Below are 12,516 nucleotides of genomic sequence, written 5' to 3' on the forward strand. Positions count from 1 at the left end.
TTCCAGGCTGATCTGACGCCGTGGTCCTGAAAGGGGCTGCGGCGTTTTTGTTTCTGCGCTTATCGCCGGCAAGCCGGCTCCCACAGCCTGAAAGCGGCGCGGTCTCTGTGGGAGCCGGCTTGCCGGCGATAGGGCCAGTACAAATCGCTCGCTGCTAGACCTTGGCGCATATCCCTGCTGCCCTCGGCACAACCCTTGCTGTAAGAAGTTTCTGCGGATGCCATCAAAATAATGGCGCCAGAAAGCACGAGGGTTTCACCGTGTCTGCCATCCTCTCACTGTTACGAAGCCGCCTGTTGCGGCCTGTGTTTGTTGCCTTGGGTATCGCCCTTTTGGTGCAGGTGCTGGTCGCCGTTGCGCTGACACGAAGCACCGTCACCGCCCTTGAGGCCGACCTGGGTGAACGCCTGGGTAACGACAGCCGCAAGCTTGCCAGCGAGCTGGAGCAAGCCGGGCAGGACGTCCGTTCGGGCCTTGAAGGTCTCTCCAGCAGCACCCGCCAGCGCCTCAGCGCGGGCCTGTCCGAGCGTTTGCAAAGCGAGCAGCAGCAGCTGCGCGCCACGTTGGAAAAGAACCTCAAGGATTCCGCCAACGACATGGCCGAACTGCTGGCTTCAGTCGCCCCGCGGGCGATCTGGGACAACGACGTGCCGACGCTCTCCGACTTCGCCCGCCGCGCCCAGCGCAACCCCAACGTCTTGTTCGTGATCTACGACGACGCCCAGGGCCAGCACCTGACCCGTTACCTGAACCGGCAGAACCCGATCAACCAGGCCCTGATCGAGAAAGGCCAGGGCGAACGGGCGCTGGACAAGGTGCTGGAGGCTGCCCGCCGCGACCCTTCGGTGTACTTCGTCGAGGCTTCGATCAACCCTAATGGCGCGGAAATCGGCAAGGTGCTGATGGGGGTCTCCACTGCCGGTGTCGACCAGGAGCTCAAGGCCCTGGACCAGCGCTTCAGTGCCTTGATCGCCAGTGGCGGGCAGTTGGTCGGCGACAGCCTCGGTGCCGCTGCGGCAGACAGCGGCAAGGCCCTGCGTGAGCGGCTGGAAACTGCACAGAGCAGTGCCACGGCGATGCAGGCCAATACCGCGCAAACCGTGCGCGATGCGGCTGCAGAGCTGCGTTGGCGGATCGGCCTGGGCCTGGTGCTGGTAGGCCTGGGTGTATTGATTGTGGTCGCCCTGGTGCTGGGCCGTCGTGTGCTGAGCAAGCTGCGCCTGCTGATCGCCGCGCTCAACGACCTGGCAGCCGGGGAGGGCGACCTGACCAAGCGCGTCAACCTCGACAGCCGAGACGAAATCGGCGACATGGCCTCGGCGGTCAACCGCTTCGTCGACAAGCTTCAGCCGATCGTGCGCGAGGCGGGTGAAGTGGCGCAGCGTACCGGCGTCGAAATCGGTGCCATGGCCCAGCGCAACGCTGGCGCCGATGCTTCAGCGGCCTTGCAGCGCGATGAAGTGGCAGCCAGCCTGCGTGATCTGTCCAGCATGGCCGACGAAGCCCAGGCCGAAAGCCATGCGATGCAGGCGGCGCTGCGCCAGATGGTGGATATTCGCCAGGCCACCGATGAGAACAGCCGCACCTCTACGCAACTGGCTGGCCTGATCGAGAACCTCGCCGGCCAGGTCGAAACCGGCTCGCAAGTCATCGAGCGGCTGGCCAAGCAGAGCGAGCAGATCGAAGTGGTGTTGACCGTGATTCACGGTATCGCTGAACAGACCAACCTGCTGGCGCTCAACGCCGCCATCGAAGCCGCGCGTGCCGGCGAGACCGGGCGTGGTTTCGCCGTGGTGGCCGACGAGGTGCGGGCGCTGGCGAGCAAGACGCAAAGCTCCACGGGGGATATCCAGGCGCATATCTCGGCGCTGCAGAAGGGCGCCAAGGAGGCGGTGGCCACCATCAGCCAGGCCGGTCTCAAGGCCAGCGAAGGCCTGCTGGTACTGCGCGACAACGAGCGCCGTCAGCAGTCGGTACAGGCGGCGGTGGAGCAGGTGCATGCGGCGATCGGTCTGGCTACCCGGGCTGCCGAACAGCAGGCGAATGGGGCTCAAGCCGTGCGCGGCCGCGTGGAGAACATCCATGCCCAGGCCGAGCGCTCGGCCGAAGTGGTGATGCAGACCACCGCCAGCAGCAAGGTCCTGGATGACCTGGCAGCGCAATTGCGCGCCAGCCTGGGCCAGTTCAGGGCCTGAGATCGCCTACTTCCCCATCGCCGGCAAGCCGGCGATGGGCCGTCCAGCGGCCCCAGTACAGAATGCCCCTTTGCTAAGCTGTCAGGCGACCCATGACAAAAGGATTTGTACATGCCCGCCCAATTGCTCGCCGCCCCGGCCGACCTGGACTTCCTTCACAGCGCTAGCGTACCGCTGACAACCCCGCTCACCGCCCTGCAAGCCTATTGCGCGATGACCTCTCACATCCCCGGCTGGCTGGCTGGCGCCTTTCGCCTGCGCGACTTCATCTCCCGCCGGTTCAACGTCGCCGATATCCACGGCTTTACTTCCCGCAGTCCCGAGCATGTGCCGCAGGTGGGCGAGCGCCTGGATTTCTTCACCGTGGAGGCAATCAGCGACCAGCAACTGGTCCTGACCTCACGTGATACCCACCTGGCGGTCATGGTTTGTATGGACTCGACCGCAGAGTGCGGGAGCAGGCAGCGCCTGAGCGTGACCACATCGGTGCAGTGCTTCAATGCCTTTGGCCGCTTGTACATGCTGCCGGTCGGCCTGGCGCATGGCCCGATCGTGCGGCGGATGTTGGCAAACATTCGTTAATCGATTCCCAGTACTGCATCTCGCCGTGAAACATTTATTTACCCGATCAAGTCGTTTTTTTCGCCAAATTTGTAGGCAATTTCCTAATTTGACCTTGAGCCCCCGTCTACGATTGCGGGTGCGGCAATAGAGGGCTAGGGTCAATCGGGCCTCTGGTGGCGCATCCTGCCCAGTGAGGAACAACCCTAAAGCGACGTTGTCCGAACCTCGTCGTCATCAGCCCAATCATTACCAAGGAGAGGTAAGCATGGCTTTCGATGCTTATATTCAAATCGCGGAAATCAATGGCGAAGCGCTGGATGAGCAATACGCCGACTGGATCGAAATCATCGGCTACAAGTTCGGTGCCAACCAAAGCACCTCTGCCACTGCGAGCTCTGCGGGCGGCGCATCTTCAGGCCGCACCACTCTCACCAACTTCACTTTCACCAAATACCTGGACAGCTCCAGCTGCAAGCTGCTTGAGGCCAGCTGTGCCGGCCAGCATCTGAAGGAAGTGAAGCTGGTGGTTTGCCGCGCTGGTACTGAAAAGCTCAAGTACTACGAAGTCGTTCTGGAAGAAGTGATCATCGCCGACTACGCCCAGAGCGCCAATAACGGGCTACCGATGGAAGTCGTGCAGCTTAACTACGGTCGCATCAAGACCACCTACACAAGGCAGAAGCGCCTCGATGGCAGCGCCGGCGGCAACGTGACTGGCGGCTGGGATCGCATCAACAACAAGAAGTATGCGTGAGGTATAACCATGTCCGAGGCACGCAGCTTCATTAACCCGCAAGCGCAGTCGTATGAGTCACTGAAGGCCGGCACGCCGATGTCGGCCAATCAGCGGGCCAAGTTTGACGTGTTGAATGCGCATATCGTAAATAGTGTAGTTTTCCCTGGCGAGCTAGTGATTGTCGGTGATCCCAGCACGCCATCGTGCACAAGTCATGAAGCATTTTTAATGACGCAGGCGGCGGGGATACACCATCAGCTTGAGGTCAATAATGTCGGGATAGATGACTTTTTTCTGGATAACTATGATCTGTTGAAGAGTCTGCATCGCCCATGCCTCTATGGGGGCGGGTGCTGTGAGTGATGGCTGGAGTAGGCATCTTGAAGCGATCAAGAAAACTCTTGAAGAGATCGAAGCGTTACATCGCGAGTATTTGAAGGATGGAACTAGTAAAGGGCGTGACGAATTTTACGCCAAGCGAATGACGTTGTTTATGCGGCTGGAAGAGCAGCTGAACAAAATGGCTGCGTACGGTTCAGGCTTGCGAAATAAAGGGTCGATGAAAAGAACGCTCGATATATCTACTAAGAGCTACCTGCATACCGGTGAAATTGTGGGTTATGCGGATAAAATCGCTGGTGTATCGAAAGCAGCAAGTCTTATAAAAAAAGGTACGTATATAGGCCTGGGGCTTGATATGGCTTCAACAGGGTTGAGTATCCATAGTGCGTGCACTTTTGGGCGCCCTGAGGAGTGTAGAAAGGCTAAATACGTGGAAGGTGGCTCTTTGATAGTTGGTACGGGTGGATCCATTGTGGGCGGTTCGTTTGGTGGATTTTTAGGGGGGGCGGGTTGCGTACTTTTCCTCGGGGTGGCCACAGGCGGTCCAGGAGCCCTTGCATGTACTGTAATTGGTGGTGCTGCGGGTGGGGTTGCTGGCGGCTTGGTTGGGGGTGATATTGGAGAGATGTCGGGTGAGGTGTTATATGAGGTCGCGCAATGACGGGCTTCGATGCAAGGTGGTTGGGTATTCCTTTGGTGGTCGCTATATTTGTAGTTATATTTTTGTGGATATTTGTTTCAGTTCGTTATGTGAGTCGCATTGAGCTATTGCTTTCGCGCAGTTCAATGGTGTCTGGTAATAAAAAGATTTTCGTCAGTGCAGGACTGCTGGGTAAAGTGATGCGTACTGGCTCAGCATCCGTATTATTGTCAATGAAGACGCTTTGTGTTCGTAAAGGTCTGCTGCATCATGAAGATGTCAATAATTTTCCTGTTCCCTTACGTCATATGCTGGTTGGGTTATGGTTTGCTCATGTCTTAGTATTTTCGTCGCTCATAGGTCTTTGGGTGTGGTTGAAATTCGCGGGCTATTAAAGTTGCTCTGCAGGCGTTAGCTGCAAATCCGCATGATTGAAGGCGAAGAATTGTAGGGCGTCGAGATGGGTAGAGGCTGCTCGAGTCGGCAGTCTAGGTTTGGCCAGTTTGAGGTGAGCTAGGAGAAATGATAGGAAGGAAAGCTTGGGAAGCTCCAGATGAAGTCCGCCAATGGCCAATCTACATGTAGTTGTGCTTGGCGTCTGCTTGTTGACTTCACCATTCATAGTGCTGCTTGCGTGGTGGGGGATTGCAGTTCGATATCTCGACTATCTTGAGAGTGTGTTCTCAAACAGCCCAATGGTGATAGAAAATAAAAAAGTCTTTTCTCATGCGAGCTTGCCGGGAAAAATTATGCGAGTAGGAGCCATATCTGCAATGCTCACTATGGCTAAGTTTAGTGTGCGCAAAGGTTTGTTAGATAGCGAAGATGTTGCAAAGCTGTCTTATCGCCTAAGACAAACTCTGGTGACGCTGTTAGTGTTTCATGTGTTTCTTCTTGCGGTTCTCGTCATATTCTGTATATGGATCAGACTATGGCGAAACTAGCTGGAGCCCAGGGCGCTTAGCGCCCTGGGGGAAATATTAGGCCTTGTTCAAATACATCCGCGTAGTCAGCAGATACACCGGTAACCCCGAAACCACGATCAACAGCGCCGCATAAGGCGCCGCCGCTGCGAACTCAACGTTTGCGGTGTGCGCCCAGACCTCGGTGGCCAGGGTGGTCATGCCGGTCGGGCTAAGCAGCAGGGTGGCGGTCAGCTCCTTCATGGCGTCGAGGAACACCAGGGCGAAGGCGGCCGCCAGGGCGGGGAAGATGATCGGCAGGGTCACCCGGCAGAACGCTGCGAAGCTGCTGGCGCCCAAAGTGCGGGCCGCCTCTTCGAGGGTTGGCGAAGCCTTGTTCAACGCGGTGCGCACAGGTGCCTGGGCGAGAGGTAGGAACAGCAGCGCATAGGCCAGCAGCAACAGCGCAGTGGTCTGGTACAGCACCGGCACATAGCGCAGGGCAAACACCACCAGCGTCAGTGCGATCACCAGGCCGGGCAGGGCGTGCAGCAGGTATGGCAGGCGCTCGGCCCAGATCGCCAGGCGGCCCTTGTAGCGCACAACCAGGAAGCTGACCGGCAGCGCCAGCAGTACGCAGAAGCCTGCGCCGCCCAGCGACACCGACAGCGAGGTAAGCAGCGCCTTGCTGATCGCCGCCACCGGGAACGCTGCCGACGAACCAACACTCAGCCAGTAACCGAGCATGGCCAGCGGAATACCGCTGCCCAGTATCGCCAACCCCAGGCAGAACAGCTGCGCCAGTGGCATCCAGCCATGCAGGCGTACCGGCTGCGCACGACGTGCAACGCCCTGGCCGATGCGCACATGGCGTGCCTTGCCGCGTACCTTCAGCTCCAACCACAGCATCATCAGGCAAAGTGCCAAAAGCACCGCCGACAACATGGCAGCATTGGCATTGCTGAATTCCAGCTCGAACTGCTGGTAGATCGCGGTGGTGAAGGTTTGCAGGCCGAGAATCGACAGCGCGCCGAACTCGACCAGCATGTGCAGGGCTATCAGCAGCGCGCCGCCGAGCATCGACGGCCACAGCAGCGGCAGGGTGACCTTGGTGTACACGCCCCAGCGGCTGCAGCCCAGGGTGCGCGCCGACTCTTCGAGCGAGGTGTCGAGGTTGCGCAGGGTCGCCGCCACCGGCAGGAACACCAGTGGGTACTTGGACAGCGCCATGACCATGATCGCCCCGCCCAGGCCCTCGAAGTCCGAGCTCAGCGACACCCAGGTGAAGCTGCTGACGAACGACGGTACGGCGAATGGCAGGCAAAGCACCACACCCCACAGCCGGCGGCCGGGCAGGTTGCTGCGTTCGAGCAGCCAGGCCAAGGCCAGGCCGACTACCATGCACACCAGCGTCACCCCGACCATCAGCAGCAGGGTGTTGCGCATCAAGCCCCAGACGAACGGTCGCCAGAGCAGGTGCAAGGCTTCTCGCCAGCCGGCTTCCCAGGCTTTCATGGCGACGTACAGCAACGGCAGCAAGCTCATCGCCACCAGGAACAGTACGGGCAGTACCACCCAGATGGATGGGCGCTTGCGGCGCGGTACGAAACGTACTGGCGCCGGCTGGGACAGGGCGGCGGTCATCAGAGCAGGCCGACCTCGCGTTCAAGCTCCAGCGCTTCCTCGGCATTGCCCAGGTCGGCTGGCGAAATCTTTGGCGGGCGCAGCTCTTCGAATGGCTTCAGGCCGCGGTCGGAGACCATGCCCTTGTGCAGCGGGTACTCGGCGGTGGTCTGGGTGATCTCACGCTGGCCTTCTTCACTGGCCATCCAGTTGAGCAGGGCTTGGGCTTCCTTCGGATGCTTGCTGGCCTTGACCGCGCCGGCGCCAGAAATGGTGACCAGGTTGCCGGCATCGCCATCTGCCAGGTAGTACAGCTTGGTATCGAGCTTGCCGCGCTCGCGCTCCAGGGCATACCAGTAGTAGTTGTTGACCAGCACGGCGGCGACTTCGCCTTTTTCCACGGCCTTCAGCGCGACCATGTTGTTGGTGTAGGTCTTGCCGAAGGCTTTCAGGCCGGTCAGCCATTCTTCGGTGGCTTCACGCCCGTGCATTTTCAGGATGGCCACGGCCTGTTCCTGGAAGGCACCGCTGGTCGGCACGTAGCCGACGCGGCCTTCCCATTCGGGGCCGGCGAAATCCATTACCGTGGTCGGCAGGTCTTTCTCGTCGATCTTCTTCGGGTTGAACACCACCACGCGGGTGCGCGCGGTAACGCCCATCCAGGTGCCGTTGGCGCCCACATATTCCTTGGGCAGCATGTTCAGTGTGGCGTCGTCGATTTTCGCCAGCAGGCCCAGCTCACCCAGGTTGTTCAGGGGTGGGGATTCTTCGGTATAGATGATGTCGGCCGGCGAGCGGTCGCCTTCCTCGATGATCTGGCTGGCCAGCTGGTTGCTGCTGCCCTTGCGGATATTGATATGGATGCCGGTCTTGGCCTCATAGGCCTTGGCGATGGCTTCGCCGATTTCCTTGTGCTGACCGTTGTACATGGTCAGGGTGACCGGATCGTCTGCCATGGCGGCCGGAGCGCCGATCACCAGGCTCAGAACTGCGGCGGCCAGGGTGCGCATCAGCGGTTGCGGACGGATCGTCATGCGGGTACTTCCTCGCTTACGGCTACATATTTGGAAACAATGGTAAACGAAATCGTTTCTCAAGTGACCGCATGACGACAAATTCATGAGGCGACCATGGTGCAACGGCGGGGCAGGCGCTGCGCATGTTCGTGAGGGGAGGGAGGGGGTAAAAATCGCAGGCAAGAAAAAACCCACTAGCAAGCTAGTGGGTTTTTGTATGGTGCCCAGGAGAAGACTCGAACTTCCACGACCTTGCGGTCACTGATACCTGAAACCAGCGCGTCTACCAATTCCGCCACCTGGGCAAAGCTTTGCAACATCTGGTGAAGGCGACTATCGTTCGCTTCACACAGTAGTAACAGATCCTTGGTCATCTGTTACTTGAAAATACTTGGTGCCCAGGAGAAGACTCGAACTTCCACGACCTTGCGGTCACTGATACCTGAAACCAGCGCGTCTACCAATTCCGCCACCTGGGCACACATTCGAGATTACAAGATGCTTTACAGCGTCGTTCATCTCTACTACAACTTCGGGCTGTCCGTCGTTGTGGTGCGCACTATACGGACGCTCCCAATGGCTGTAAACCCCCCAATCGAAAAAAATTTCAAAAAATTCAACTTGTTGATTCCACAGGCCTATCGCCGCTCGCTGGACATGCCGTTAGGGCTGTCCAAGGCTGACATTTCCGGTTTCAATACGCCTATGCCAGAATTCCTATCTATATACCCCAAGGTGAACCCCTTCTGATGGCCGATTGGCAATCCCTCGATCCCGAGGCCGCTCGTGAAGCGGAAAAATACGACAACCCCATTCCCAGCCGTGAGCTGATCTTGCAGCGCCTTGCCGACCGTGGCGAACCGGCCGCGCGCGAGGAACTGGCGGCCGAGTTCGGTCTTCACGAAGAAGACCAGATCGAAGCCCTGCGTCGCCGCCTGCGGGCCATGGAGCGTGACGGCCAGCTTATCTATACCCGGCGCGGCACCTATGCCCCGGTAGACAAGCTGGACCTGATCTGCGGTCGAGTCTCCGGCCACCGCGATGGCTTTGGTTTCCTTATCCCTGACGATGGCAGCGACGACCTGTTCCTCAGCCCGTCGCAGATGCGCCTGGTGTTCGATGGCGACCGCGGCCTGGCCCGAGTTTCCGGTGTCGACCGCCGTGGCCGCCGCGAAGGTGTGCTGGTCGAAGTCATCTCCCGTGCTCACGAGAGCGTGGTCGGCCGTTACTTCGAAGAAGGCGGTATCGGCTATGTGACCCCGGACAACCCGAAGATCCAGCAGGAAGTGCTGGTGACCGCCGGGCGTAACGGCGGCGCCAAGATCGGCCAGTTCGTCGAGATCAAGATCACCCATTGGCCAACCCCACGCTTCCAGCCGCAAGGCGACGTGGTCGAGGTCATCGGCAACTACATGGCGCCCGGCATGGAAATCGACGTTGCCCTGCGCAGCTACGATATCCCGCACGTCTGGCCCCAGGACGTGATCAAGGAAGCGCGCAAGTTCCGCTCCGAAGTCGAAGAGAAGGACAAGGAAAAGCGCATCGACCTGCGCCACCTGCCGTTCGTCACCATCGACGGCGAAGACGCCCGCGACTTCGACGATGCTGTCTATTGCGAGCCGCTGGGCAAGCTGCGCATGTTCTCCGGCGGCTGGCGCTTGTACGTGGCCATCGCCGACGTCTCCAGCTACGTGCGCCTGGGCTCGGCCCTGGACGTCGAAGCCCAGCAGCGTGGCAACTCGGTGTACTTCCCCGAGCGTGTGGTGCCGATGCTCCCCGAGGAGCTGTCCAACGGCCTGTGCTCGCTGAACCCGCACGTCGATCGCCTGGCCATGGTCTGCGAAATGACCATCAACAAAACCGGGCAGATGGTCGACTACCAGTTCTACGAAGGGGTGATCCACTCCCATGCGCGCCTGACCTACAACAAGGTCAGCAGCATGCTCGAGCATTCCCGTACCCGTGAGGGCAAGGCGCTGCGCGAGGAGTACAAGGAAGTCCTGCCGGACCTGAAGAGCCTGTACAACCTCTACAAGGTGCTGGTGGATGCCCGTCACACCCGTGGCGCCATCGACTTCGAGACCCAGGAAACCCGCATCATCTTCGGCGCCGAGCGCAAGATCGCGGAAATCCGCCCGACCGTGCGCAACGATGCCCACAAACTGATCGAGGAATGCATGCTGGCGGCCAACGTCGCCACCGCCGAATTCCTGCAGAAGCACGGTGTGCCGGCGCTGTACCGCGTGCACGACGGCCCGCCGCCGGAGCGCCTGGAAAAACTGCGTGCCTTCCTCGGCGAGCTGGGCCTGAGCCTGCACAAGGGCAAGGACCCGTCGCCCAAGGATTACCAGGCCCTGCTGGCGAGCATCGCCGGGCGCCCGGATTTCCACCTGATCCAGACCGTGATGCTGCGCTCGTTGAGCCAGGCGGTGTACAGCACCGACAACAACGGTCACTTCGGCCTGAACTACGAGGCCTACACCCACTTCACCTCGCCGATCCGTCGTTACCCGGACCTGCTGGTGCACCGTGCCATCCGCAGCATCATCCGTTCCAAGGTCGATACCCCGCACGTCAAGCGTGCTGGCGCCATGAGCATCCCCAAGGCGCGTATCTACCCCTACGACGAGAACACCCTCGAGCAATTGGGCGAGCAGTGCTCGATGACCGAGCGCCGCGCCGACGAAGCCACCCGTGACGTGGTCAACTGGCTCAAGTGCGAGTACATGAAGGATCGCGTGGGCGAGACCTTCCCGGGCGTGATCACTGCGGTGACCGGTTTCGGCCTGTTCGTCGAACTGACCGATATCTATGTGGAAGGCCTGGTGCACGTCAGTGCGCTGCCGGGTGACTACTACCACTTCGATCCGGTGCATCACCGCCTGTCCGGCGAGCGCACCGGGCGCAGCTTCCGCCTGGGCGACACGATCGAGGTCAAGGTCATGCGCGTCGACCTCGACGAGCGCAAGATCGACTTCGAAGTGTCCGAGCAGCAGCTCAGTGCCCCGATTGGCCGCAAGGGCCGTGGCGCAGCGCCAGCCGGCGACAAGCCCGAGCAGCAGCCGGTGGTGGAAGCCAAGGCCACGCCGAAGCCGCGCAGCCGCAAGAGCGAAACCGCTGAAGCGTACTTCCCCAAGGACGCTGTGCAGCGCAATGCCGAAGTGCGCAAGAGCCGCGAAATGAAGAAGGCGCTGATGAGCGACGCGCGCACCGGCGGCCATGCCAGCAGCAAGTCGGACAAGGGCGGCAAACCTGCCGGCAAGCCGACCAAGCACCGTAAAGGCCCGCCGAAGTCCGGCGCGCCACGCAAGAGCAAGAGCAAGTCATGAGTCAGCTGGAAAAGATCTACGGCGTGCACGCCGTGCAGGCGTTGTTGCAGCACCATCCGAAGCGGGTCAAACAGATCTGGCTGTCGGAGGGGCGCAGCGAGCCACGCATCCAGGCGTTGCTGGCACTGGCCGCGGAAAACCGTGTGGCGGTCGGCCAGGCCGAGCGCCGTGAACTGGACGCCTGGGTCGAAGGTGTGCACCAGGGCGTGGTTGCCGAAGTGAGCCCGAGCCAGGTGTGGGGCGAATTGATGCTCGAGGAATTGCTCGAACGCACCGAAACGCCGCCGCTGATCCTGGTGCTGGACGGCGTCACCGACCCGCACAACCTCGGTGCCTGCTTGCGTACCGCGGATGCTGCCGGTGCCACGGCGGTGGTGGTGCCCAAGGACAAGTCGGCGACCCTGACGCCAGTCGTGCGCAAGGTGGCCTGTGGGGCTGCGGAAGTGATTCCGCTGGTGGCCGTGACCAACCTGGCGCGCACGCTGGAGAAGCTGCAGCAGCGTGGCCTGTGGGTGGTCGGCACGGCTGGCGAGGCGGAGCAGGAGATCTACCAGCAGGACCTGACCGGGCCTTTGGTGATGATCATGGGTGCGGAAGGCAAGGGTATGCGCCGGCTGACCCGTGAGCACTGCGATTTCCTGGTGAAGTTGCCGATGGGCGGTAGTGTCAGCAGCCTGAACGTTTCGGTGGCGACGGGCGTCTGCCTGTTCGAGGCCGTGCGTCAGCGTCAGGCCAAGCGCTGATCCATTGGCCCTATCGCCGGCAAGCCGGCTCCCACAGATACCCCGCCGTCCGCAAGGGCGGTGGTAACCCTGTGGGAGCCGGCTTGCCGGCGATCGGGCCGGAACAGCCATAAAGTGTTTCCGGCTGTTCAAATATTCGCCAATCACCTTGCTTGTGCGTCCTGCCTTCTCTACAATTGCGCCCCTTGCCGAGCTGGCAGGCGCGCATGTGCCTCCCCTCCATGGCAAGACATACAGTGTCATTCACTCCTTGTCTGACTAGATATCCTGGCAGACTACTAACCCGTAAGGAGCATTCATGCGTCATTACGAAATCATCTTCCTGGTTCACCCGGACCAGAGCGAGCAAGTCGGCGGCATGGTTGAGCGTTACACCAAGCTGATCGAAGAAGACGGCGGCAAGATCCACCGCCTGGAAGACTGGGG

At 60.4% G+C, this 12,516-nt stretch carries 8 protein-coding genes, 2 tRNA genes and 2 pseudogenes; 8 read left to right on the plus strand and 4 right to left on the minus strand.

What is annotated here, in order from left to right:
* Positions 1-260: 260 nt before the first annotated feature.
* From ACIPZB_RS11835 to ACIPZB_RS11855, 5 genes and pseudogenes are all read left to right on the plus strand, one after another.
* On the plus strand, positions 261-2,195 hold the full coding sequence (locus ACIPZB_RS11835; RefSeq protein WP_400640332.1) for a methyl-accepting chemotaxis protein: 1,935 nt from the start codon (positions 261-263) through the stop codon (positions 2,193-2,195).
* A gap of 111 nt (positions 2,196-2,306) precedes the next feature.
* Positions 2,307-2,777, plus strand: coding sequence for a DUF2867 domain-containing protein (locus ACIPZB_RS11840; RefSeq protein WP_400640333.1), 471 nt, complete (start codon positions 2,307-2,309; stop codon positions 2,775-2,777).
* Between the two features lie 247 nt (positions 2,778-3,024).
* A complete protein-coding gene (locus tag ACIPZB_RS11845) occupies positions 3,025-3,513 on the plus strand; it encodes an Hcp family type VI secretion system effector (RefSeq protein WP_400640334.1) in 489 nt (162 codons plus the stop codon).
* A gap of 9 nt (positions 3,514-3,522) precedes the next feature.
* A pseudogene (locus ACIPZB_RS11850) lies at positions 3,523-4,498 on the plus strand (hypothetical protein).
* Complete coding sequence (locus ACIPZB_RS11855) at positions 4,495-4,872, plus strand: hypothetical protein (protein WP_400640335.1); 378 nt, start codon at positions 4,495-4,497, stop codon at positions 4,870-4,872. Before ACIPZB_RS11850 ends, ACIPZB_RS11855 begins: the two are co-directional and overlap by 4 nt.
* Positions 4,873-5,457: 585 nt before the next feature.
* On the opposite strand, the gene ACIPZB_RS11860 is transcribed toward ACIPZB_RS11855, so the two are convergent.
* The 4 genes from ACIPZB_RS11860 to ACIPZB_RS11875 all read right to left on the minus strand — a co-directional run bounded on the left by ACIPZB_RS11860 (position 5,458) and on the right by ACIPZB_RS11875 (position 8,497).
* On the minus strand, positions 5,458-7,023 hold the full coding sequence (locus ACIPZB_RS11860) for an ABC transporter permease (protein ID WP_400640336.1): 1,566 nt from the start codon (positions 7,021-7,023) through the stop codon (positions 5,458-5,460).
* Positions 7,023-8,036 (minus strand): extracellular solute-binding protein, encoded by a 1,014-nt coding sequence (locus ACIPZB_RS11865; protein ID WP_400640337.1) that lies wholly within the window; start codon positions 8,034-8,036, stop codon positions 7,023-7,025. The genes ACIPZB_RS11860 and ACIPZB_RS11865 overlap by 1 nt, the downstream gene beginning before the upstream one ends.
* Positions 8,037-8,236: 200 nt before the next feature.
* A tRNA-Leu gene (locus tag ACIPZB_RS11870) sits at positions 8,237-8,323 on the minus strand.
* 87 nt (positions 8,324-8,410) lie between these two features.
* Positions 8,411-8,497: transfer RNA gene (locus ACIPZB_RS11875), tRNA-Leu, on the minus strand.
* 270 nt (positions 8,498-8,767) lie between these two features.
* Between ACIPZB_RS11875 and rnr the strand changes: the two genes are divergently transcribed.
* The 3 genes and pseudogenes from rnr to rpsF all read left to right on the plus strand — a co-directional run.
* Positions 8,768-11,347 carry a ribonuclease R gene (gene rnr / locus ACIPZB_RS11880; RefSeq protein WP_400640338.1) on the plus strand — a complete coding sequence of 860 codons (2,580 nt, stop codon included), beginning with the start codon at positions 8,768-8,770 and terminating at the stop codon, positions 11,345-11,347.
* Positions 11,344-12,090 carry a 23S rRNA (guanosine(2251)-2'-O)-methyltransferase RlmB gene (gene rlmB, locus ACIPZB_RS11885; RefSeq protein ID WP_008089831.1) on the plus strand — a complete coding sequence of 249 codons (747 nt, stop codon included), beginning with the start codon at positions 11,344-11,346 and terminating at the stop codon, positions 12,088-12,090. The genes rnr and rlmB overlap by 4 nt, the downstream gene beginning before the upstream one ends.
* Before the next feature lie 298 nt (positions 12,091-12,388).
* A pseudogene (rpsF, locus tag ACIPZB_RS11890) lies at positions 12,389-12,516 on the plus strand (30S ribosomal protein S6); the annotation flags it as partial.

Origin of the sequence: Pseudomonas sp. NPDC089396, from assembly GCF_044749545.1 — a bacterium.
In the GTDB taxonomy this organism is placed as follows: domain Bacteria; phylum Pseudomonadota; class Gammaproteobacteria; order Pseudomonadales; family Pseudomonadaceae; genus Aquipseudomonas.